The following is a 22,211-nucleotide window of genomic DNA, read 5'->3' on the forward strand; positions in this document are numbered from 1 at the left end:
TAAATGAAAACAGCAGTGGTACTGTCTCAGTGTCACTGCTGTTTTGGTAGGTTAAAAATTAACTGACAAAGTATTTTAAAATTTGCGTCTCATCAAGTGCTTTTTTTTCGTCATCGCGCACATCAAGTACAATATTACCGGCATTTAAAATAATTAACCTGTTACCATATTTCAACGCATCGGCTAAATTGTGTGTAATCATTAGGGCAGTCAGATTATTTGCAGTAACTTGCTCATTTGTTGCAAGCATCAGCTGCTCAGATGTCTTGGGATCAAGTGCAGCAGTATGTTCATCTAACAAAAGTAGCTCTGGTTTAACACGTGTAGCCATTAGAAAACTTAGTGCTTGACGCTGACCACCGGACAAATCACCGGTTGCTGTATTGAGACGACGGTCTAAATTGTTGCCCATGACCTTGGTTAATGCAGCATATTCAGTCAATTTTTTTTGTGTTAATCCACGACTTCGTAATGTACGCTTGCTACCTCGCTTTTCAGCAAGAAGTAGATTTTCAGCGACCGTCATTCTAGGCGCAGTACCCATTTTAGGATCTTGAAAGACACGAGCAATGTAATTTGTACGCTTAACGGCTGTTTCATGAGCAATATTATTACCGTTATGCAAGATTTCACCAGATGCTACTGATAGGTTACCTGCAATAGTGTTAAATAGTGTTGACTTACCAGCACCGTTAGTGCCCAAAACCGTGATGAAATCTCCGTCGTAAATATCGAAATTAATTGACTTTAGTATTTGAATACTATCCCCAACTGTGACAATGACGTCTTTAAGAGAGAAAACTGGTTTAGTCATGTGGTGTAACACCTTTCTTAATTATTTTATCGAGATTCAGCGCATGACGCAGTTGCGGCAAAATCATAGCAGCAGCTAAGACGATAGCTGAAATAAGGTTGATGTCGTTAGTAGAAAAACCAAGTCGTAGGACAGCTAATAAGACTAAACGGTATAGAATAGAACCGACAATAACGGCAACTAAACGCTCATTTAATGTTAATTCACCGAAAACAACTTCGCCGATAATAATTGAAGCTAAAGCAATAACGATAATGCCAATACCCATGTTGATGTCAGCATAACCATTATTTTGTGCGATAACAGCGCCTCCGAAGGCGATAAGACCATTGGACAACATTAGTCCCATGATTGTCATGCGGTCCGTTTGAATCCCAATTGATTGTGCCATGTTAGGGTTGTCACCGGTAGCAATAAAGGCTTGTCCTAATTCGGTTTGCAAGAAAAAAATTAATCCTGCTGTGATGACAGCAATAATAACCAACCCTAAGAAAACAGAGTCAAAATATTTTGGTAAGTGCTGCAATATTTTGATAGAGAAAATCGACTTTTGATTTAGCAATGAAATATTTGCTGAACCCATAATACGGAGATTAATAGATAATGTTGCCGTCATGACTAAGATACCAGATAAAAGAATAGGAATTTTTCCTTTGGTATAAAGTAACCCAGTAATTAACCCAGCAATTGTGCCGACTAAGAAAGCGGCAATGGTCGCGATAAATGGGTCAATTCCGTGAGCAATCATCGCTACTGCTGTTGACGCACCTAAAGGGAAAGAGCCTTCAACGGTCATATCAGGAAAGTTTAAAATTCGAAATGTGAGAAACAACGCGACACCGAGCACGGCCCATAAGAGACCTTGCCCAATACTAGATACAATCATACTCATTTGAAGACTTCTCCTTTAGTTTCAGCTTCCTTAACCATGCTTGCTGGCAAATTGATACCTAGCAGTTTGGCTTGCTTTAAGTTGATGGTCATTTCGCCCTTTGTAATGGTTTTGACAGGGTAGGTTGCGGTGTTCTTGCCCTTTAAGACTTGTCCGGCCATGACACCGGCTTGATAACCTATATCATACTGGCTAACGGATACAGTGGCGACGCCACCATCCTTCACCATGGTATCCACGGCAGGGATAACTGGAATTTTTTCTTGGTTGGTGACGTTAATGAGTGTTTTCATAGCACTTGCAACGCCGTTATCTTGTGGTGCATAGACAACATCAACTTGGCTGGCCATTGTTTCGGCAACTTGTTGCATATCGTTAGTTGTTGAAATAGTGTACATTTTAACAGTGTAGCCAGCTTTTTTAGCCAGTTTTTCCATGTTTTTAGCATTATATTCACCACCATGATCTGATGTTGTGTAAATAATACCTAATGTTTTAGCTTTGGGAACGACTTGTTGAACCACATCTAAATGTTGCTGCAAAGGAGAGTCACCAGAAACACCGGTCACATTATTTCCCGGGCGTTGCGTTGTTTTGACTAATTCAGACCCCGCTGGGTCTGTAATTCCGGCTAGGATAACCGGATTATTACCATCAGCTGTTTTGGCTAAGGATAAGGCAGCTGGTGTGGCAATGCCGATTGTTAAATCAGCATTCTCATTGGCAAATTTTTGTGACATTGTTTTGAGATTTGATTGGTCAGCCTGAGCATTTTGATAGTCAATCTTAATCTTTTTACCTGAGTAACCTTGAGATTTTAGTCCCGCAACAATACCATGATGAATTTGATCTAGGGCAGGGTGCGTAACTAGTTGTAAAATGCCAACAGTTGGCACGTAAGTTGATTTTTTTTCTTGTGTGTTTGGTTTGCTAGTAACAATAAATGCTACGGCTAGAAATGCAACAATAATTGTAATTGCCGACAAAAGTCGTTTGTTCATGATATTCTCCAAATCTCTCTGCTCTTCTAAACTAAAATGACCTTGGCTCGCCACGCAGGGCTTTCCAAGGTCAAAAGAAAAGTCTGCATGGCATATTCCCATACAGACCCGATTGTTGCAAAAAATAGTCGGTATGGATAAAACAAATGTTTTAAACATCAGCTTTATCCGTTACCGAAAAGCTGATTCTACCGACGCCACCAGGCGTTATTGAGTTGAACTGCTAAGTTTTGCATAATTATCTCCGAGTTGTTTATGAAATAAGAATACTAAGAATTTGATGAGTTGTCAATAGTTTTTTCAAAATAAAAACGTATCAGTATGTGTCCTTTTAAAACAGTGTAGAATGCCTAAAAAGTTTTTCTCATAAGAAAAACTGAAAGAATAAGCAATATTTATGGATATAATAAAGATAAAAATATTATGTTTATTGTCAACGTAAACATATTAACTAAAAGGGAGTTATATGAATGATTTAGTCAATACTTTTTCAGAAGTCAATAATTTAGGTCGGTTAATTCGTGGCATGCGTGAAGCACGTGGCGTTTCTGTCAATGATTTAGTCCGAGCGACAGGGTTGTCGCGTAGTATGATTTCTAAATTTGAAAGAGGGCAGACAGACATTCAGTTAAGCAGCGTGATTAAGATATTTAGTGCTATGTCCTTAACCTTAGATGACTTATGTCATGCGAGACTATTTGACGAATTTTTAATGAATGAATTGTGCGAAAAAGCTTATCAATTTCAAAATGACCACATCGTGTTAAAACAAATTTTAGATGAAATATGTAGCCGTGATTTTTTAATACGACAAGAAGAAATTTTAAAATTAATTTTGCAGACGTTGCTCAATTCTAATCGTGGTTTGCCAAGTGAAGTTGAGAATTATTTTGATAACCTAGATGGCATTTGGTTTTTCGATACTTATTTGGCATTATTGGCAGAACCTTTCTTAACTCAACGTATTCACTTACGAATTGCTAAGGAATTAGCCCAGTATCAAGGATATCGTCCCAAAATTATTAACACCGCGTATCATGTTTTTGTTCATTAGGAGGTTGTGTTTAGGCTCCGGCATCCTACAGAAAAGATCACTCTAAGGAGAATGTTGATGAAAAATATCGTTATAACGGGTGGTACTTCTGGCGTGGGATTTTCCATTGCCAAAGAAATAGCAAAAGAAGGACACAATATAATTATTGTTGGTCGTCATGAATATAAAGCCCATATAGCTCAGAAGAAGCTAGGAAATAATGTTAAAGTAGCTATCGGAGACCTATCCGACGAAGCTGAACGTGAGGGTGTGATTGATGAAATTAAAAGGTCATTTTCACATATTGACGTGCTAATTCATAGTGCAGGTGTTCTCCCACGCAATGCGAGTGAAAATATCTATGTGAATTTATTACCACATTATTATTTAACGACTAGATTACGTGGCTTATTAGCAAACAGTAGGGTGTTGATTATCACAGGACACCCACAAGCAGTAAATCTTGTACCGATTTGTGAAATACAAAGTAGCGCATTTTCTAGAGCAGCGTGGGTAATCACGCACAAAACGCTCCTAATGATCTTATTAAATCAAATGTTGCGAGATTGCAATACCACAGTCAATAGCTTTTACCCCGGACAAGTGAATAGCAATTTGATGAGATATACCAAAAAAATAGATAACTCAGAAGTACCGGTAGGAGCATATTTGGCGCTTAATGCTACTTTAGAGAAAATGTCAGGCATATTTTTTGATGAAAATGGTAAAATAGTACAGCTTGATAATTAAGAAGTATAATTTAAAAACAGCAGAAGAAATTTTGGCACCATACTTGAGTAAGATAACTACGTATTAGGAACTATCATATTGTGGATTAATGACTTGGATGTTATTATTCTATTGACTTAAATAGTAATAATTACTATAATTAAAAGTAATTGTTACTATTTATTGAAAAGGAAAAAATAATAATGGCAGAAAAAAATGATTTAAGCAGTGCATACCGACGATTAAAGAGTCCGAACGCGAAGACAAGAGACCGTGCTTTGAAATTATTAAAAGAAATCAAGGCTAAAAAGTCACAAAAAAGTAAATAGCTGTTCAATATGTGAAAAGGCATCGTATGTTATGATGCTTTTTTTGATTGGGCGCATATTTTTAACCGTTTAGTGCATTTTTACAACCGTTTATGTTATTGAAGTAGAAAAACTAAATCAAGTGTATATAGTTATTGTTATATAGATTAAAATACAACAAATTTAAAAGGGAGGGTGAAAAACATCAAATTACATCAGAAGGGATAATCATCAAAACTATCTGATGCGTTTGTTTATGTTTTGAAATTTAGATTGATCTTAATCGTGCTAATTATTGTTTATAATTGGGGAATTGTATGAAGTGATTTTGAAAGAAGTCATTTCAGGTGATAATGTGCATGCGCCATAGAACTGTTTTTTATGGTGATTCAGTCTACATACTTGGGACACTTAATTTGAATCATAAAGTGTTCTTGTTATTGAAGTGAGTTAATGGGGAGAAGGATATGAAATGGAATCGTTATTTATTCAAGTTCATTACCTTTGCATGTGTAGTTCTATCTTCAAAATTAATGGAGATGGACAATTTTCGAAAAAGCTAGTATGTTAGATCACAATTTTACATTGATCAGCTTCGGAAAATTTGTTGCACTATAAAAAATTTTTGGAGTAGTATAGGTCCACAATTGAAAAACACAGCAAGGGGCTGTATTTTTCAATTGTGGTGGTCTGTGATGATGAAGAACAATTGATATTGGGGCTCATCATGTCACGCTTGTGCTCGTGTCCTATTCCTTCAACCATGCGTATGGGAATCAAAAAAAACGTACCACCTTTTTTACTCAAGGGTGATACGTTTTTTTAGGTTGTGCACGCTATTGATGAATCAACGTGTTTTTAATGTGCGAAATCCAAGTGCTTTTCCCCGTGATGATACTAACTGTTCCAGTTTGTCCATAATGAATATTTTGATAGTCTTTTGGACGTAAGTTTAATATTGCACTGACCTGATAAAAATTACCGTCTTTTGTTGTAATAGGATTAGCAGGAATACTTGTAATATTGCCTGGTATCACCATGTGTTTGCTATTTTTTTCTGTTAAATGATAACGTATTGATTGATTCTCCACTATCTCTGAAATTTCATTTGCAGAGATATAAAAACTAACTTTTAAGTCAGGAGTTTTTTTGAGATTTGGATATATTTGTGCAATATTAGTTCCTTGAGGAATGCTAGTTAATTTTGTTTTGTTGATTAATAAATTGACCGTGCCGGATTCAGTAGCGATGATAGTATTTTTGCCACTTGTTTCTGTTGCAGCGTGTTGTATTTTGGTCTGTTCAATTTCTTGATTAAGCGTTTCTAATTCTTTCGTAATAGAGGCTAGTTGTTGTGATTTTAGTTCGTTGAGCTTGTTTGTGAGCGCATCTTCTGCTAAATTTGTGGAAGAAAAACCGGCATATTGTGTCTTATAGCTAGTTAACGCGTCATTTATTGAATCGATTTGTTGTTGAATACTAGTTACAGTTTCTTTTTTTAGTTTATCTACCTGTGAAATGGGCAACTCTTTTGTTTGATGTTGGTAGTCTAAGAAGGTGCTGTAGTAGGCATTTTTAGGTGATAAGCTTGTGTTTTTTATTATGGCATTAATCAGGTCTTGATACTGGCTAAGCTCTGAATTTTTCTTATTTATAGCTTCTGATATAATTATTTTTTGCTGTTTGACGCGATCTTGGTCATTGACTTGTTGTTGATGGTCTGTAGACAGACTGCGACGTTGAGAAAGATAACTTTGGTATGAAGTGGAACAACCAAAGTTATCGTCATCAGTAAATAAATTTTGATTCTGTTTTATGCTGTCTTTATAGATTATTAGTACTTGTACATGTTCTTGCAGATTTTTAAGCGATGATTTTTGTAATTGTAAATTGGTATCTGATTCAGTATTTTGATACTGAATCAGAATATCTCCAGCAGTGATTTCCTTTTTTGTAAGTAATTCATTTTTAATGATGGGATTATTACTTGTTGATTGTATCGTTCTAAGTATTTTGATTGGTGCTATCTCTCCAGTGCTTTTAATAACAGTTTCTTTATGAGTAAGGCAAGCAAGCAAAATAAGCAAGACCAAAAGAATAAGTGTTGGAAAAATGATGAGTGTTGTGAAATTTTGATATCTTTTAGTATAAAATTCTGAGCTTTCTAAAAGCCTCTCGTTGAACATAGTTGTACCTCCCATTATTAATGCTTTACAAGATGATAGTATTTTGATTTTTTATGTATAAGTTCAGCATGGCTACCATCTTCACTGATGATCCCTTTTTCAAGCAGAATAACGCGTTGGACTTTTTCAGCAATAGTCAGGCGATGTGCAATAAAAATGATTGTTTTATTTTTAAGCGATAATAAATTATCAATAATCTTTTTTTCAGTTGCGACATCAAGATTACTGGTTGATTCATCCAAAATAAGTATTTGAGAATTACTAAGGAGGGCTCTAGCTAAAGCGATACGCTGCTTTTGGCCTCCAGACATGCCGCCTTCCTCTGAAATTTCGGTTTGATAACTTTTTGGCATATTTTCGATGTCATCTTTAATGTCAGCAAGCTCAACAGCATGTAGGATGTCTTCTTGTGTTGTGTTTTCACGAGCACCTAGTGTTAAATTATCTAATATGCTTCCAGTAAATATGTATGGGTTTTGTGGTAGATAAAGAATATGTTGCCTTAAATTTTGTCGTTGAACGTGTTTAATGTTTTGTTCACCAATAAAAATGTTGCCAGCACTAGGAGATATAAAATGAACAAGTAGTTTGGCTAATGTTGACTTACCGGAACCGCTAACACCGACCAGAGCAATTTTTTCACCAAAGGGGATCTTAATTGAAAAGTGGTGTAATATGTTCTTTTGATAACCATATTGATAGCTGACGTCGTCAACTATAATGTTATGAGGGTTGTTATGATGAAGCTCTTGTGATTCTGATTTTTTAAACTCTGATTTTACAAGATAGACTTCGTTTAATCGTCGGTTAGCAACCGTTGCCGTTTGTAATTTCGCCTGCAAGTTAATAATATTTTGGAAAGGTTCAGTAAAGTAGCCTAGTAATGCATTATAGGTAACTAACTGACCGACACTAATTTGATTACTAATCACTAGCTTGGCACCCAACCATAAAACGAGCACATTGATAATGAGTTGAGTTGCTTGTTTAATACTATTTTGAATGGCTTCGCTTTTTTGATGGGCAAAGGATTTTTTTAAATAATCGACAAATTCACGATCAATTTTTTGGTAGCTCGTCTTCTCGCTTGTCAAAGATTTTATGGTTTCAATACCATTGATGTCTTCAATAATAGATGAGCTCAGCGTTGCATTACTTGCCATCTGTTCTTGATTCAATCGTTCAAATGGCTTCATGAAACAATAGACAATCAAGAAGTAGATAGGAAAAGAGATTAGAGATAGCAGAAAAAGTTTTGTATTTTGAATTGCTAAGACGCTGCCAACAATTATCGTGATACCTAAATCTAAAAAAAGTGAGAGAATTGTATTTGCCATGGCATCAATAATGGTGTTGGCGTCATTAAAACGCGTGACAATTTCACCTGTTCGACGTGTGGCAAAGAAATTAACAGGTAATTCGAACAAGTGCCGTATGTATGATAGTATGACTTCAATCGATAATCGTTGTCCCATAATAGTTAACAGATAGGTGCGAGCAAAACTAAGTAGCTGTTGTAACACATAGGTGGCAATGAGTCCTAATGAAACAACGGTTAATGTGTTAGACATAGCACTAGGAATATAAGCATCAATCACTAGTTGCATATAATAAGAGCCAGCGATACTAATTAAAGTGACTAGCAAAGAAGCGACGACAATATTAGCAATTAATCCTTTTTGTCGACTAATAATTGGCAGAAAGGATAGGATACTGTTTTTATTTTCTTTAAAAGGTTTATATCTGGGTGAAGGCGACATGAACAATGCTACACCAGTCCACTCTTTAGAGAATTCTTGTAACGTCATTGCGGTTTTAGCAACTGTTGGATCTGGATCTGCAATGATAACTTTGTTTTTAGTGAATCCGTACACTACATAATAATGCAAATATTGACCTTTTTTCTCAACATGAGCGATGAACGGCAGAGGCAAATCTTTCATGTTGAATAAGGTAAGGTCAGCTTGAATAGGACGGACATCCATATTGAATGATTCAGCGGCCTTCACTAAGCCTAGCGCCGTTGTACCCGATAGGGATGTTTGACAGCGTTCACGAATGTTAGCTAATGAAACATCTGAGCCGTGTCGCTTTAAAATCATAGCTAGTGCTGCTACGCCACAATCTTTTTCTTCAAGTTGTGATATATAATGAAACTTTCTCATGCTTATGCGCTCCTATAAAATAGCTTTAAAAGTTTATTTTATAGTGAGAATGGCATTTTGTTATTAATTGATCATAATTGGTTGTTATTTTGTGTTGAATGGTGGACTTTTAACCATTCAATGTAATCAAATGATCATTTAGTGTATGATGTATTCATTATTCATTCTTTGTTGTATATTTAATGTATTCGTTGCGCAACGATAGAAAGAGGCTATTGTTACAATGTGAAATAAGTTCGGAGTACTTTTAAAATGAAATTGTTCGTTTTTATATGTAAACACATACACAAGAAAATTTATTAATGGATTGCGGTGCAATTATGTTTGGATTTTTTTTAATACCTGTAACCATAATGGGAGAAAAAACATCTTTATTAACTGCTATTATAGCAGCAGTCATATTTTGGATATTTGATTTCCTTTTAAGTGGTTTTATTTGTAAGTTTAAAGAGTGTTAATTTATTGTAATAGCTTCATTCTTTTTAGTAATCTTGTGTGTCTTATGTATAGGGAGTCGTAGCTTGTAAAATTAAACCAAACAATTGAACAAAAATTTTGTGGATTTTTCAGGGGTAATTGACTAAAATCAACCATAAAGAATTTTTCATTTATAAATTAAAAGTATTGTCTATTTTATTATTATCATGTTTAACATTTCACATGGAATAGTTTATTTAAAGGAGAGTTTATGAACTCACAATCATTGACTAGTTTGTCTGAATTTGAAGCTATTGATAACGGGCAGCTTGAACAAATTGAAGGTGGTATCTTCCCACTCATCATCGGTGGGGTAGTTATTACCAAGGGAGCGGTTATAACAGGTGGTTTATTAGCGGGAGCAGCGGGAGTAGGAGCATATGTTGGATATAAAGCAAAGAAAAATGGATAGTTTTAAAAATTTGGATCACTCAGAACTTTCTGAAGTTGTTGGTGGCGTGGTGCCAATAATAGTGGGTGGCGCTGTAGTCCTGAAGGTGGCTGCTGGTATGGGTGGTGCTTTTGCGGCTGGATATACTATTGGATACGCGCTCACAAAGAAAAAGTAAGGTAAATAAATTATGACTATAACAAGCAAAAGTGTTTTAAAGATTTTTAGTTTGATATTTGTTATTTTACTTAGTGTTACTGCATTGCTTATATACACTAACATCATTGATAGTATCAAAAATTTTTATATATTATACATTTTTTCATTGCTTGCTTTATACTTTAGTTGGACCTGAAAATTAGAATGAGCTTATGTTGTGAATAACTGCGATGTAAGTTCTTTTTTTGAAAATAAATTAAATTATATTCTACAAATAGACGAACATGATTGTGGTGTAGATGCCCTAGCTAGGGTTTTGGTTAAGTATATGGGTATCGTTAAGACTGTCAATGTTTTAAAATTTGAAAACGATGCTTATTCAAGAGGGCTTGGGTTTATTTGATAAAAATTATCCTATCCTTTTATTGCTCATTTCGTAAACTAGAAAAGCATCACCATTATCATTGCTTCTGGTTGTTATTTTGTGCTGAATGGTAGGCTTTTAACCGTTTAACATTTCAACATGACTACTCGTTCCATTCATCTATAGAAACACAACAAGTTAGTGTATGTTTAGTTCTATCGCTGCGCAGCGGTTAAATACCAAAATAATAGGGGAAGTATGATCAACAGTACAGCGGTTAAGGAATTAAATGACATGGAATTAGAAAGCATTAATGGTGGTTGGTCACCACAAGGTTTTGCTATTTCCTTTGTACTTGGAGGGGCAGTGGGTGTTGGTGTCTATTCAATATATCAATTCGGTATGGACCAAGGATATCGAAACAATAAAAAATAGGATTATATTTATTAAGGAGGGTATTACGTATGGCATTATTTAAAGAATTAAGCAACAAGGAATTGGTAAATGTAAATGGGGAGTAGTCCCAGTAGCTGTAGTTTTGGGTGTGCCAACATTAGCACTTGGAATATACCAGGCTGGATATGCGGCAGGAAAAGACAGAGCTCAAGCTGGCTTACGTCGATGAAATATCTACTGTTGCTTTTACAGTGTCTAATATTTATCGCTTTATGTTTATTGGTAATATTAATAGGGTTAAGTGATCAACATCGTTTTGGAGCTTTATCATATCATGCTATGAATAATATGTTTGTTTTGTTGATGCTTCTCCAGTTTGTGTTATTTTTAATACCCAATAAATTATTAGGTGCATTCGAAAACAGTTTGTCCGGATATTTGAGAAAAAAATCATTATGGAAAATTGTTGTATGGACAGGAATAAGTGGTGGCATATTGTCGTTGAAGGAAATAGTTTGTAATAAATTTTAAATTCATATATCTTACATCAAGGATTAAGATGTTTGCGAAACTCTTAAGTAGATTTTTATGGCATGGAGAAATCCATGCTTTTTTTTTGCAGTAAAATTGGTATTGAGCAATTATTCAAATAGTCACTCAAAGATTAGCTATAAATTGCTTTTGAATGTATCATGAATGGTTGTTAATACTCTGTAGATGGACCAAATGGACCTTTTACTACCCTAAAATAGCCACTGACCTCACTTATGTATATATTGTTAATAAATTTTTGTATACTCGAATTATTCGTTGCGCAACGATAAAAAAATATGGGACTAGGAGAAGAGTCATGGATAACTATCTGGGATTAAGTAACTTTAAAGAGTTGAATTCTGAAGAATTACTGGATTCAGGAGGAATAGCTCCTCTGATTGTAGCTGGTTTATGGATCGCTGGAGGAGTTGGCGGTGCTGGAGTTGCCGGCTTCGCTATCGGAGCGACGGCTGGGTACATTGCTAATAAAAAGTGAGGAGAATAAGAAAATGAAAGAATTGAATACATTTGCTAATTTATCAACAGAAGAAATGAAAAATATTCATGGTGGAATTATTCCTGTTAGTCCGAGTACTGTTAAGTGGTATTGCGCTGCAGTTGGTGGTGCCTTTGTGTGGGGATATGACAAAGGATATCAATTTGGAAAGGATTTGGCTAAATAATAATCATGACAGATGATACGAACGCTGCAATAGCATTAGGAGCATTTATATTATACTTTGTCATTGCAGCACTACGTTTTTTTACAGATGTAGGTATCTTAAATATTATTTCTGCGAGAGACTTAGAGCAAGCATCTCATTTTTTGCTAATAATAACTTTTGTTAATTTGATTGTATGGCCATTAAAAAAAGACAGTAAATTTTCTCTTCTTCGGTAAATAGTATTATATAGTTGTCTTTTATTACATAAAATACTATTTTATATAATTCAATTGTAAAAAAACAATCACATTACTTATTCAAATTAGACAGATGGCAAGAAAGTATATGGTTATTATAGGGGAAAACATATCAAAAGTTCTCAGGTTACTGCATTATTGTTAGTGATGTACTGTTGGGAAACTATTAATTCTAGCTATTGCAGATCATACACAAAAAAATAAAAAAGTCGGGTTCACTGAGATGGTAACAGTGAACCCGACTTTTTAGTCACAGGAGGTTTCTTAATGCTTTTATTTTTCTTCGGGAAATTAGACAAGTCAGTTGATTATGAAGGATAATTTCATTATTGACTTTATCAATTTGTTCAATTTTATTAATATTTACAAGATAGGAACGATGGCTACGGAATAATCGATCATCCATCGCTTCGATATCTTGTAATCGACCTGTGAACTGGATACGTTTATTTTTACTCACTAAAGCGATTTGTCGTGTACCAGATATTGTTTCAAAGAATAGAATATCATTGAAGGGTATCTGAAAATGGCATTGTGAGGTATTGTAGTGAAATAAGTCTAGAGGCTTATCTTGATGCTTTTTTCTACAAGATGAGTTAAGCATTCTTTTAATTGCTGCTTAAAATCACTTGATGATTGCGTTTTATCTATAAAGTCCAGTGCAGAAATATGATATTGGAAAGTAAGTGGCAAGAATTCAGAATGAGTCGTGACAAAAATAATAGCAGCATATGGATCATGTTTTCTAATTTCTTTAGCGACCTGAAACCCTTTTTTATCCGATCCTTTGATTTCAATATCGAGAAAGTATATGTGATGCGTTCCATTACTAAGTAAGTGCTGTGATAATTGTTCTGGCTTTGAGTAAGTGTTAATCTGTTGGCATGACCAATTGTTTTCCTGGACTAATTCGTTTAAGTAGCGTCGCAATTTTTTTTGCTGTATGATATCATCTTCTAAAATGTTGATGTGCATAAAATTTATCCTTGTGTAATCAATGTCTGTCGGAATCGATAATTGCTGTATTCGGTTTCTATGTGTGCTTGTTCATAATTACTTAAGATATGTTGCATATTGCTCAATCCAATGCCACGATTAGCTCCTTTACTAGTTACGCCATCTTGAAAAATATGGCCGATATTAATAAATTCTTGGTTAGTGGAATTTTCAATAATGAGACGGTGCTCCTGCTTAATATTATCTGTAATAAATGCAATATTAATAAACGCCATTGAGCATGCTTCGCTGGCTTCAATAGCGTTGTCCAATAAAATACCCAGCATACGAATATAATCAAAAACATCAACGTGACAAGTGGACCATTTTTGTTCAATTTCGAATTCTATATGAATACCTTTTTCTAGTGCTAAAATAATTTTATTTGATAGAATACTTTTGATCGCGGGGATGTCGATTTTTGTTAATGATCCTAAGGTGTGATTCCCATGATTTAATACATTCGGGGAGTTTTTTAATACATCTTCATATATAGAGCGAATCTGATTGATATCACCGGCTTGTATACTTGTTTCTAAACTGACAATTAGGTTGGCATAATCATGACGAAAACCATTGATACTTTTATAGAGATCTTCGATTTGTGTTGTATAGGTTGTTAAATGATCTAATTGCTGTTGCTTTTGCTGCGCTAATTGAAAGTTGAAATAATTTTGGGTAGTATTCTTAAGATAAACCAATAATGATATTAAACTAATAACAAAGAACATATTAACAGCATTTTTATATGAAGTATTGTTAAATTGGTACGTCAATAAATAAAGTATTAGGCTAATAGACAATAGTGAGTTGATAAATTTCAAACGATTGCTTTTCTGTAAATGTTGGTTTTTTCGTATAATTTCTAGATTCGGTGCAATCAGTTTGATTACACCAAACTGTATAATGCCTATGAGTATTGGTGTAGCAATGCTGTCATAGAGAGTCACAACATCGTCTACAAAAAAGTGCGAAGGCAAAAATAGTTCGCCAAATGATTGAAGTATAGTTCCTAAAGCAGATACCGTTAAAATGGCGTATAGTCCATAAAAACAGATGAGATGAATATTTTGAGTTTGTCTATTGGGAAGTACCCCCAACAGGACTAAGTACAATACTTGTACAGAGTGCCCCAGTATACTCAATGAGTGTGTTGTTACTAGAATCACTATTACAAATAAAATAAAATAGCGTAGGCTGTACTTTGTTTTACTCATCGCACAGAATATAATATATTTTATGCCTGATAAAAATAGAAAACCAAACATAACGTTAATCATTACTAATATATACATAACAAGTTCCCCCTAACTCTAGTTACATTTTACATTAAAAGATAAACGTTTACCATTAAAATCAGCTCAGTCAATTAAGTAAACCAAAAACCATTAACGTAATGTTGTTGACCGTTCAATGAGACAATATTGAAGTTTTATAGAATAGTAGAGATAATGGTTATACAAATATAATTTGAGGGGGTTAAAAGTAATGGAATTAGAACAATTCAAAAAATTAAATCAGGAAACGTTAACTAAAGTTAATGGGGGAGATTTGCTGCGTGGTATGTGCAGGATAATGAACAACGCACATTTTTTTTGAACTAAGTAGTAACTTATAAAAATATTTAGAAGGCCACTAGTCTTTGAAAATTAGTGGCTTTTTATAATACATTAATTAGTATCAAAAATTTTCTGTTTGATATCACCCAGTAAACTAGTATAATAGCATTTATAATTACAACTTGACAAAATTTAAATGGGAGAATTATGAATAAAATATTATCTATCGGTGGGTCAGATACAAGTGGTGGCGGTGGTATAGAGGCGGACATTAGAACTTTCGAAAAATACAACATATTTAATTTGGTTGCTATTGAAAATATTGTGACTATGGCACCACAAACATGGGCAGTGACACAATATACAGTGCCAAATCATCTGTTTGCGTCTCAATTACAAACAGCGGAGGCGGTTGATCTAGCTGGCATTAAAGTTGGTATGGTTTCAGATGTTGATAATTTCAATACACTGGTTGGCTATCTAGAAAGCGTGAAGCCTAGTGCATTGTTAGTGGATCCCGTCATGGCTACAAAATTGTCAATCGATAATGATCGTACGGTTGATCTAGAGACTTATAAAGAAAAGTTATTAGCCAAAGCGGACATTATTACGCCCAATATTTTGGAAGCAGCGATGTTAACGGGAGTGAAGTCTATTAACAACGTGTCCGAAATGAAAGTAGCCGCTGAAAATCTATCTAGCTACGGCATCAAATATGTTGTCATTAAATCAGGTAGTAGGTTTGATAATAATCTAGCTACAGATATGCTGTATGATGGCACTACTTTTGAAATAATCCAACGAGAATTGATAGCAACTGATTACAATCATGGTGCAGGCTGTACTTTTTCTGCAGCTATATTGGCGAACATTGTGAAGGGGATGCCGATACACGAGGCGGTTCTTGATGCCAAAAATTTTACATTTCAGTCGATAGAAAATGCAGTTAGAGTCAATCAATTTGTAGGCCATGTTTGGCAAGGAGAAAATGGTTATGAGACAACAAAATAGGATAGTCATAGACATTGTGTTAGTTGCTTTATTTACTAGTATTACATTTGTAGCGACCAGTATACAGGTTCCAATGCCGGCACTGATAGGAAAACCATTTGTACATTTGGGCAACTCAGCAGTGCTCCTTTCAGTACTCTTATTAGGCTATAAACAGGGTGCATTGGCTGGTGGCTTTGGATTAGCATTATTCGATGTGATGCATGGTTATGCCATGGAAGCGCCTTATTATTTTGTTGAGTGCTTCATTGTTGGTGGTGTTGCGGCCTATGTGTTTTCATTAGTAAACTATAAACAACATGGAACCAATTTAAAATTAATTCTTGTTATTCTTTCAGCTGTTTTTGCTAAATTAGTAATGACAACGGGGCATAATTTTGTGATGAGCTTATTTAAGGGGATGACACTGCAACCGGCAATAATGGCTACTATTTCATCTCTTTTTCCTACTATAATTAATTGCATTACGACATTAGTTGTTGTCTTTGTGATATATCGAGTACTAGCTGAACAGTTTAAACGATTATTTGTAAGAAATAATTTTAGTTAAACTTCGACTTAACGGTAAAAAGCTATTATCTTATTATTTATAGGATAGTAGCTTTTTTGCTCATAACAGTTGTGATTAACGAACACTATTTTTTCTGACGGTGGTTTCTGAATTAACTCTAAAACGACTGAAGTATAGTAAGATAAAGATATATTTTATTAAGCATGGTGATTGCCATAAAATGAGGGGAGCAAATATGGTCAAATTTAATTTTTCATGTACCAATATTGATAATTTGAAAAGTTCATATGATTTTGTAGTTATTGGGTCGGGCGCGACGGGCATGACTGCTGCCATTCAGTCGCAAGAATTAGGGCTGGATGTGGTTATATTTGAAAAGTTAAATAGCCTAGGGGGTAATTCAATGCGCGCGTCTACTGGTATGAATGCTGTTGAAACGATGACACAATTAAAGTATCAGATAATTGACTCGCAGGAATCATTTTATGAAGAGACGCTTAAGGGTGGAAAAGGTAGTAATAATAAGGAATTATTGTCATATTTTGTGAGACATACTGAATCTGCAATTGAATGGTTGTCTTATCATAATATTGAATTAAATGAGATTGTATCGACAGGCGGTATGTCAAAAAAACGCGCTCATCAACCAACCGGTGCCACTGCAATTGGCGGTTATCTTGTAAAGGGGCTGCAACAGCAGTTAGCGGAGAAGCGCATCCCCGTCTTTAATCAGACAAAAGTCTTATCTTTAGTTAAGAATGATGGTCATATCTCGGGGGTTGAGATTGAGCACCCGCAAGCAGGAAAAAAGATTATTAATGCCAAAACAGTTCTGATTGCTAGTGGTGGGTTCGCACAGAATCGTGCCATGATGTCAGTATATGCTCCTGATTTATTAAGGTTAAGCACGACAAATCATCCCGGTGCGACCGGTGACGGTATTAATCTTGCAACAACTGCCGGTGGTGCACTGGTAGATATGAACAAAGTACAAGTTCACCCAACTGCTCAGCAGGAAACGGATCATATTTATTTAATAGGCGAGGGATTGCGCGGTGCTGGTGCTATTTTGATCAATCATTTAGGCAAACGCTTTACTAATGAAATGGCTACGCGTGATCAGGTGACTAAGGCCATTAATGACCTGCATCAGGATGGAGCGACACTGGTATTTGATCAGGGCATTTGCGAGGCATTTAAAGCAGCCGACTTTTATGTTGCCATGGGGTTAGCTGTTTCAGGAAATACAATATATGAGCTAGCGGAAAAAATAGGTGTAAACCATAATAACTTGGAAAAAACAGTAAGTAGTTGGAACATGTATCAAAGGGCCTTTGAGGATATAGCATTTGATCGCCAGACAGGCATGGATCGTGGTATTGAGAAGTCGCCTTATTATGCAATTCACATTAAACCGGCCGTTCATTACACAATGGGCGGAATAAAGATTAATCGTTTAACTGAAGTTTTAAATGAGATAGGTGAGGCAGTACCAGGATTATTTGCTGCTGGTGAGGTGGCTGGTGGATTACATGGAGATAATCGCATTGGTGGTAATTCAATTGCCGAAACAATTGTTTTTGGTCGACAGGCGGGCCAGCAAGCTGCAAAACATGTTTTGAGTTTGTCATAAATTAAATTTTTGAGAGAAACGTGGAAAGACTATTGGTGAGGCAATAGTCTTTTTAGTATGCAACTAATAGTTGCGACCAGCGCAGCTAAAGGGATACAGAGATATTGCGCTTTTGATGGTCAAGTGAAATCTTTTACGTATAATAAAACCTGTGCACAACAAAGTGAAGGGAATTAAAATATGGAAAATATATTCAGTTATCAGCTCAATATGTTACGGCAAAAGAAAAGTTTATCGCAGGAGATTATTGCTCAAAAGTTATATGTTTCGCGTCAATCCGTTTCAAAATGGGAGCGTGGGGATGCTGAACCAGACATTGATAAACTTATTGCGTTAGCGGACATCTTTGGAGTTGATTTAAATTATTTATTGGCCGGACAACAGAGCCCAGAAGAATTATTATTGAAGTTGACGGCCGTTCGTAAAGGCTTTAAAAAACCAGTATTAAATGATGTGAATTTAGAAATTTATGGTAAGGATCGCATTGAATTATTAGGGAGCAATGGTTCGGGTAAGTCTACTATTGTAAATATTATTGCGGGCATGCTACGACCAGATGCAGGTCACATCGAAAGATTATTTGATCCCAAAGAGGATTTAAATGTTATGCCCCAAGAAAATACTTTAATAGAAACGCTTCGATTGGCAGAACATATCGCTCTTTCTGCCGGCATTCATCGCATTTATTCAACGCAATTTGTTAGTGGGTTATTGCAAAAGTTTCATTTGGAAGAACAAGCTAATGTCAGAATCAGTGATCTATCTGGCGGTCAAAAAAGAAGACTTGCATTATTGTTAAGTGTAATGAGTTCTTCAAAGCTTTTGATTCTAGATGAACCGACAGTTGGCATGGATTTAGAATCTATTGATTTCTTTTGGAATTATATGGATCATGTTGCTGGTAGTGTTTTGACTATTACACATGATTTTAATCAAATTGATCGGTATTTTAATCGTGTTTTGTTATTAAAAGACGGCGTGATTGTACAAGATGAAAAAGTGACGGAAATACATTCTAATAATCAGACAATTGAAGAATGGTATCGTAAGTATAATAATAACGAGGGGTGATACAGGATGATTACATATATAGAATTAAAGGAAACGTTTCGAAATAGACGCTTCATTTTATTTACACTTATTTCACCAGTAATGTGGTACATATTCATGGTTAATATAGCAAAGTCTGCCGGGTTCTTTACTCATCGTTATTCGAGTATTTGGTTTGTTGCCTCTTGCGTAATGGGTATTATGGGCAACTCGGTTGTTACGTTTGGAAAAACCATTAATCGTAGTCAAAATTTTTACTTTTTACAGGCTAAAACCTCTCGTTATGGTATAAAAAATTGGGTGTTGGATCAAATGATGATTCAGTTGATTTTAAATGTCCTCATTGCGTTAACCGTAACCATTTGTGGTGTTGTTATGCAGACAATACAAGTAGACATTAATTTCATTTTTGAGGTCTTGTTGTGTCAGATCTTGGGAGTATACTTTTGTTTAATAGGATTTGCGATGGGCATCGTAGCCGATAACAAAGTGTTGGATGCGTTATCCTTTCCAATTATGATGGTTTGGGCATTATTGATTATACCTTTTGATACGTGGACCACAGGAAGATTCGTCACGATTATCAGTGCTGTTCAAAAGCTGTTTCCTGGGTATTATTTATTTACGATAATACAGCATTTGATTGATAGTAGCAGTCTTGGATATAGTGTATTGCGTTTTGTAGCAACGATCGTTATGACTGCTGTCCCTATAGGGGTATTTACTTACCTGCATATTCGACGGATGACGAGTTAATCACATTTAATAAATGGGGTTGTGTTTGGATAGAAAATACTGAGGGAAAATAGAAAGCATAAGGTGCATATTTGCATGTTATGCTTTCTATTTTTATGCATTAAGTCAATGTAAAAATGCATTGATTTAATGTTGAATTAATTTTTGTTTAACTTACATATATTAATCCACTCTTACAATAAATTTATCTGAATAAGGAGGTAGCAGTTTTGCAATTAAAAAGAATGCAAAAAACAGATTGGTATTTAGTCGGTATTTTAATACTAAGTGCCTTTCTGTATGGTTGGGGTATATGGGATGCTGGTAGTGCTAATAGCTACTATACGGCGGCTATTACCTCGATGACAAAAAGTTGGTCGAATTTTTGGTACGGTGCTTTTGATCCAGCAGGATTTATTACTGTTGACAAACCGCCAGTTGCATTATGGCTAATGGCCATATCAGCTAAAATATTTGGTGTACATGGCTGGTCGGTTGTTTTACCAAGTGTTTTGTCGGGTATAGGATCTGTTTACTTAATGTATAAATTATTAGCACCAAAGTTTGGTTTATGGGCCGGACGAATTGGGTCCTTGATTTTGACATTAACGCCAACGGTGGTTGCTAATAGTCGCACAAATAATATGGATGCTATACTGGTATTTTTCTTGCTTTTAGCTGTATATATTTTACAAAAAGCAGTCGCTAAGAAAAATATTTGGCTAGTCATTGTCAGTTTTGGTTTGATTGGTGTGGGCTTTAACATCAAAATGTTACAAGCCTTCATGATTTTACCAGCAATGCTTGTTTATTATTGGGTAGCAATCAAACTACCGTGGAAAAAGAAAATTGCTTGGTTAGTTGTTGGTATGGCTTCCTTATCGATTTTTACAGTAGCCTACCCGTTGGCAGTTGATTCTGTTGACCAATCTAGTCGACCATATATTGGTAGCTCACAAACGAATTCATTAATGGAGCTAGCATTTGGATATAACGGTACCGAAAGATTGTTAGGACAATCAACAGGAACCGGCGGTGCTTTCCCTGGCATGGGAAGTACCAAAAAATCAACAGGAACTCAAAAAAATAACGGTGCTCCGAGTGGTAAAAAGCCGAGCGGGTCAGCGCCAACTGGTAAAATGACCGGACAGGCACCGACCGGACAACAAAACGGTGGTAAAGCGCCAACTGGCACGCCACCAAACCAATCTACAAATAAAAACGCAAAACAGGCTAAAGGCAAAGCACCTGGTCAGTCAGGAAAAATGACCAGACAAGCACAAGGTGGCCAGGGTGGCGGTAACAGTGCATTTGCTATTGGATCAGCTGGACCATTTAGGCTTTTCCAATCAGATTTGGGTTCACAAATTGGTTGGTATCTGCCACTTGCAATTCTTGGACTTATTGCTGGTTGGTTTGGATTTAGAAAACGTGGTGCTAAATGGTACCATGTTTCTGAGGAACAATCCGAGGTTCTGCTCTGGGCGGGCTGGTTCGTTCCAGTCTATGGATTTTTCTCAGTTGCTAGCTTCTTTCACCCGTATTACACAATTATGCTAGCCCCTGCGATTGCTGCACTGACAGCAATCGGCGTAGCGGCGGTTGTGAAAATGTCTGCTCAAAGCAATAAAGAATCAATGATCGCACGAATAGTAGTCAGTGTTGCCGTATTAACAACGCTTCTACTGCAAGCGTACTATGTATGGTCATATTATCAAATTATCAGCATTATCTTGATTATTGTAGCAATTGGCTTATCTATCTGGTGGTTATTGCCTAGACAAATCAATAACAAAATAAAAATTGTCTTGTCGGCCATTAGTATCTTACTAATGGCAGGCTGGTGGTCGTTAACACCAACATTGTCGCACAATTCTGCAGCAATACCAGCCGCTAGTCCTTCCCTGCTAAGTCAAAACGGAAGCAGTGATATGGGCGGGGAAGTCAATAATCAATTATTGAGCTACACTAAGAAGCATCAAGGCAATGCTAAATACTTATTTGCTACAACAGATTCTAATTCAGCATCTGGATATATTATCAAATCAGGCAAAGCAGTTATGGCTATAGGTGGTTATAACGGTACTGATCCAACGATGTCTCTATCCGAGTTTAAGAAGCTAGTCAAGTCGGGACAACTTAAATACTTCGTTATGGGTAATAATAGTAAAACTTCAAGTGGTCAAATTAGTAAAATACTAACTTGGGTTAAAAAGAATGGTACTAAGGTCACATATAGTTCTAGTACGTCAAATCAAAGTTCCCCAACGCAACAAATGGGTGGACAATCACAAAGTACAACGCTATATGATCTATCAAATATATACGAATAAGAAAGGAGAATA

23 protein-coding genes are annotated in these 22,211 nt (G+C 35.6%); 15 read left to right on the plus strand and 8 right to left on the minus strand.

Features of this window, described 5'->3' with window-relative positions; translation table 11 throughout:
- Positions 1 to 58: 58 nt before the first annotated feature.
- Genes HFP47_RS09175 through trpX form a run of 3 tightly spaced genes read right to left on the minus strand, consistent with a single transcriptional unit; the run spans position 59 to position 2,707 of the window.
- Positions 59 to 814: an ABC transporter ATP-binding protein gene (locus tag HFP47_RS09175; RefSeq protein ID WP_014324152.1), complete on the minus strand. Its 756-nt coding sequence runs from the start codon at positions 812 to 814 to the stop codon at positions 59 to 61.
- Positions 807 to 1,706: an ABC transporter permease gene (locus HFP47_RS09180; protein WP_002815468.1), complete on the minus strand. Its 900-nt coding sequence runs from the start codon at positions 1,704 to 1,706 to the stop codon at positions 807 to 809. Before HFP47_RS09180 ends, HFP47_RS09175 begins: the two co-directional genes overlap by 8 nt.
- A complete protein-coding gene (trpX, locus tag HFP47_RS09185) occupies positions 1,703 to 2,707 on the minus strand; it encodes a tryptophan ABC transporter substrate-binding protein (RefSeq protein ID WP_179876352.1) in 1,005 nt (334 codons plus the stop codon). Before trpX ends, HFP47_RS09180 begins: the two co-directional genes overlap by 4 nt.
- Positions 2,708 to 3,173: 466 nt before the next feature.
- Here trpX and HFP47_RS09190 point away from each other — a divergent pair, with 466 nt between their 5' ends.
- From HFP47_RS09190 to HFP47_RS09200, 3 genes are all read left to right on the plus strand, one after another.
- On the plus strand, positions 3,174 to 3,761 hold the full coding sequence (locus tag HFP47_RS09190; RefSeq protein WP_115230862.1) for a helix-turn-helix domain-containing protein: 588 nt from the start codon (positions 3,174 to 3,176) through the stop codon (positions 3,759 to 3,761).
- A 57-nt stretch (positions 3,762 to 3,818) separates the two neighbouring features.
- Positions 3,819 to 4,490, plus strand: a complete 672-nt coding sequence (locus HFP47_RS09195) for an SDR family NAD(P)-dependent oxidoreductase (RefSeq protein ID WP_257229748.1) — start codon at positions 3,819 to 3,821, stop codon at positions 4,488 to 4,490.
- A 182-nt stretch (positions 4,491 to 4,672) separates the two neighbouring features.
- Positions 4,673 to 4,798 carry a putative metal homeostasis protein gene (locus tag HFP47_RS09200; RefSeq protein WP_011679061.1) on the plus strand — a complete coding sequence of 42 codons (126 nt, stop codon included), beginning with the start codon at positions 4,673 to 4,675 and terminating at the stop codon, positions 4,796 to 4,798.
- Between the two features lie 815 nt (positions 4,799 to 5,613).
- On the opposite strand, the gene HFP47_RS09205 is transcribed toward HFP47_RS09200, so the two are convergent.
- On the minus strand, positions 5,614 to 6,963 hold the full coding sequence (locus HFP47_RS09205) for a bacteriocin secretion accessory protein (protein ID WP_179876353.1): 1,350 nt from the start codon (positions 6,961 to 6,963) through the stop codon (positions 5,614 to 5,616).
- Positions 6,964 to 6,980: 17 nt separating this feature from the next.
- Complete coding sequence (locus HFP47_RS09210) at positions 6,981 to 9,128, minus strand: peptide cleavage/export ABC transporter (protein WP_179876354.1); 2,148 nt, start codon at positions 9,126 to 9,128, stop codon at positions 6,981 to 6,983.
- Positions 9,129 to 9,816: 688 nt separating this feature from the next.
- Here HFP47_RS09210 and HFP47_RS09215 point away from each other — a divergent pair.
- The 6 genes from HFP47_RS09215 (at position 9,817) to HFP47_RS09240 (ending at position 12,350) form a co-directional block, all read left to right on the plus strand.
- Positions 9,817 to 10,017: a ComC/BlpC family leader-containing pheromone/bacteriocin gene (locus tag HFP47_RS09215; RefSeq protein WP_036089375.1), complete on the plus strand. Its 201-nt coding sequence runs from the start codon at positions 9,817 to 9,819 to the stop codon at positions 10,015 to 10,017.
- Positions 10,010 to 10,174 (plus strand): class IIb bacteriocin, lactobin A/cerein 7B family, encoded by a 165-nt coding sequence (locus HFP47_RS09220; protein ID WP_096638839.1) that lies wholly within the window; start codon positions 10,010 to 10,012, stop codon positions 10,172 to 10,174. Before HFP47_RS09215 ends, HFP47_RS09220 begins: the two co-directional genes overlap by 8 nt.
- Positions 10,175 to 10,777: 603 nt before the next feature.
- Complete coding sequence (locus HFP47_RS09225; protein ID WP_096638841.1) at positions 10,778 to 10,954, plus strand: class IIb bacteriocin, lactobin A/cerein 7B family; 177 nt, start codon at positions 10,778 to 10,780, stop codon at positions 10,952 to 10,954.
- Positions 10,955 to 11,765: 811 nt separating this feature from the next.
- A complete protein-coding gene (locus HFP47_RS09230) occupies positions 11,766 to 11,945 on the plus strand; it encodes a class IIb bacteriocin, lactobin A/cerein 7B family (RefSeq protein WP_036089377.1) in 180 nt (59 codons plus the stop codon).
- 13 nt (positions 11,946 to 11,958) lie between these two features.
- Entirely contained in the window at positions 11,959 to 12,132 is a 174-nt protein-coding gene (locus HFP47_RS09235; RefSeq protein WP_072612884.1) for a class IIb bacteriocin, lactobin A/cerein 7B family, read from the plus strand.
- Positions 12,133 to 12,137: 5 nt separating this feature from the next.
- Positions 12,138 to 12,350, plus strand: coding sequence for a hypothetical protein (locus tag HFP47_RS09240; RefSeq protein ID WP_011679067.1), 213 nt, complete (start codon positions 12,138 to 12,140; stop codon positions 12,348 to 12,350).
- A 271-nt stretch (positions 12,351 to 12,621) separates the two neighbouring features.
- Here HFP47_RS09240 and HFP47_RS10760 read toward each other — a convergent pair whose 3' ends face one another.
- The 3 genes from HFP47_RS10760 to HFP47_RS09250 are packed head-to-tail and all read right to left on the minus strand — an operon-like array spanning position 12,622 to position 14,662.
- Positions 12,622 to 12,975, minus strand: coding sequence for a LytTR family DNA-binding domain-containing protein (locus HFP47_RS10760; RefSeq protein WP_237048903.1), 354 nt, complete (start codon positions 12,973 to 12,975; stop codon positions 12,622 to 12,624).
- Complete coding sequence (locus tag HFP47_RS10765; protein WP_257229749.1) at positions 12,930 to 13,346, minus strand: response regulator; 417 nt, start codon at positions 13,344 to 13,346, stop codon at positions 12,930 to 12,932. The genes HFP47_RS10760 and HFP47_RS10765 overlap by 46 nt, the downstream gene beginning before the upstream one ends.
- Positions 13,347 to 13,351: 5 nt before the next feature.
- Complete coding sequence (locus HFP47_RS09250) at positions 13,352 to 14,662, minus strand: sensor histidine kinase (protein WP_179876355.1); 1,311 nt, start codon at positions 14,660 to 14,662, stop codon at positions 13,352 to 13,354.
- Between the two features lie 471 nt (positions 14,663 to 15,133).
- Between HFP47_RS09250 and HFP47_RS09255 the strand changes: the two genes are divergently transcribed.
- The 6 genes from HFP47_RS09255 to HFP47_RS09280 all read left to right on the plus strand — a co-directional run bounded on the left by HFP47_RS09255 (position 15,134) and on the right by HFP47_RS09280 (position 22,199).
- Positions 15,134 to 15,937, plus strand: a complete 804-nt coding sequence (locus tag HFP47_RS09255) for a hydroxymethylpyrimidine/phosphomethylpyrimidine kinase (protein WP_179876356.1) — start codon at positions 15,134 to 15,136, stop codon at positions 15,935 to 15,937.
- On the plus strand, positions 15,921 to 16,487 hold the full coding sequence (locus tag HFP47_RS09260; RefSeq protein WP_179876357.1) for an ECF transporter S component: 567 nt from the start codon (positions 15,921 to 15,923) through the stop codon (positions 16,485 to 16,487). The genes HFP47_RS09255 and HFP47_RS09260 overlap by 17 nt, the downstream gene beginning before the upstream one ends.
- 196 nt (positions 16,488 to 16,683) lie before the next feature.
- Entirely contained in the window at positions 16,684 to 18,081 is a 1,398-nt protein-coding gene (locus tag HFP47_RS09265; protein WP_096638843.1) for a flavocytochrome c, read from the plus strand.
- A gap of 180 nt (positions 18,082 to 18,261) precedes the next feature.
- On the plus strand, positions 18,262 to 19,152 hold the full coding sequence (locus HFP47_RS09270) for an XRE family transcriptional regulator (protein ID WP_115230867.1): 891 nt from the start codon (positions 18,262 to 18,264) through the stop codon (positions 19,150 to 19,152).
- Positions 19,153 to 19,248: 96 nt separating this feature from the next.
- The gene (locus HFP47_RS09275; RefSeq protein ID WP_242961960.1) at positions 19,249 to 19,887 is read left to right on the plus strand and encodes a hypothetical protein; all 639 of its coding nucleotides are present in this window, start codon (positions 19,249 to 19,251) and stop codon (positions 19,885 to 19,887) included.
- Positions 19,888 to 20,096: 209 nt separating this feature from the next.
- Positions 20,097 to 22,199, plus strand: coding sequence for a glycosyltransferase family 39 protein (locus HFP47_RS09280; RefSeq protein WP_179876358.1), 2,103 nt, complete (start codon positions 20,097 to 20,099; stop codon positions 22,197 to 22,199).
- Positions 22,200 to 22,211: the final 12 nt, after the last annotated feature.

It is taken from the genome of Leuconostoc sp. DB-1, from assembly GCF_013414845.1.
In the GTDB taxonomy this organism is placed as follows: Bacteria; Bacillota; Bacilli; order Lactobacillales; family Lactobacillaceae; genus Leuconostoc; species Leuconostoc mesenteroides.

Bases quoted from the DNA above. Each gene is read 5' to 3' on its own strand.
- HFP47_RS09175 (WP_014324152.1), bottom strand. From the start codon at position 814: ATGACTAAACCAGTTTTCTCTCTTAAAGACGTCATTGTCACAGTTGGG.
- HFP47_RS09235 (WP_072612884.1), top strand. From the start codon at position 11,959: ATGAAAGAATTGAATACATTTGCTAATTTATCAACAGAAGAAATGAAA.
- HFP47_RS09200 (WP_011679061.1), top strand. From the start codon at position 4,673: ATGGCAGAAAAAAATGATTTAAGCAGTGCATACCGACGATTAAAGAGT.
- HFP47_RS09250 (WP_179876355.1), bottom strand. From the start codon at position 14,662: ATGTATATATTAGTAATGATTAACGTTATGTTTGGTTTTCTATTTTTA.
- HFP47_RS09220 (WP_096638839.1), top strand. From the start codon at position 10,010: ATGGATAGTTTTAAAAATTTGGATCACTCAGAACTTTCTGAAGTTGTT.
- HFP47_RS09210 (WP_179876354.1), bottom strand. From the start codon at position 9,128: ATGAGAAAGTTTCATTATATATCACAACTTGAAGAAAAAGATTGTGGC.
- HFP47_RS09270 (WP_115230867.1), top strand. From the start codon at position 18,262: ATGGAAAATATATTCAGTTATCAGCTCAATATGTTACGGCAAAAGAAA.
- trpX (WP_179876352.1), bottom strand. From the start codon at position 2,707: ATGAACAAACGACTTTTGTCGGCAATTACAATTATTGTTGCATTTCTA.
- HFP47_RS09265 (WP_096638843.1), top strand. From the start codon at position 16,684: ATGGTCAAATTTAATTTTTCATGTACCAATATTGATAATTTGAAAAGT.
- HFP47_RS09180 (WP_002815468.1), bottom strand. From the start codon at position 1,706: ATGAGTATGATTGTATCTAGTATTGGGCAAGGTCTCTTATGGGCCGTG.
- HFP47_RS09195 (WP_257229748.1), top strand. From the start codon at position 3,819: ATGAAAAATATCGTTATAACGGGTGGTACTTCTGGCGTGGGATTTTCC.
- HFP47_RS09275 (WP_242961960.1), top strand. From the start codon at position 19,249: ATGGTTAATATAGCAAAGTCTGCCGGGTTCTTTACTCATCGTTATTCG.
- HFP47_RS09260 (WP_179876357.1), top strand. From the start codon at position 15,921: ATGAGACAACAAAATAGGATAGTCATAGACATTGTGTTAGTTGCTTTA.
- HFP47_RS09225 (WP_096638841.1), top strand. From the start codon at position 10,778: ATGATCAACAGTACAGCGGTTAAGGAATTAAATGACATGGAATTAGAA.
- HFP47_RS09240 (WP_011679067.1), top strand. From the start codon at position 12,138: ATGACAGATGATACGAACGCTGCAATAGCATTAGGAGCATTTATATTA.
- HFP47_RS09255 (WP_179876356.1), top strand. From the start codon at position 15,134: ATGAATAAAATATTATCTATCGGTGGGTCAGATACAAGTGGTGGCGGT.
- HFP47_RS10765 (WP_257229749.1), bottom strand. From the start codon at position 13,346: ATGCACATCAACATTTTAGAAGATGATATCATACAGCAAAAAAAATTG.
- HFP47_RS10760 (WP_237048903.1), bottom strand. From the start codon at position 12,975: ATGCTTAACTCATCTTGTAGAAAAAAGCATCAAGATAAGCCTCTAGAC.
- HFP47_RS09230 (WP_036089377.1), top strand. From the start codon at position 11,766: ATGGATAACTATCTGGGATTAAGTAACTTTAAAGAGTTGAATTCTGAA.
- HFP47_RS09215 (WP_036089375.1), top strand. From the start codon at position 9,817: ATGAACTCACAATCATTGACTAGTTTGTCTGAATTTGAAGCTATTGAT.
- HFP47_RS09205 (WP_179876353.1), bottom strand. From the start codon at position 6,963: ATGTTCAACGAGAGGCTTTTAGAAAGCTCAGAATTTTATACTAAAAGA.
- HFP47_RS09190 (WP_115230862.1), top strand. From the start codon at position 3,174: ATGAATGATTTAGTCAATACTTTTTCAGAAGTCAATAATTTAGGTCGG.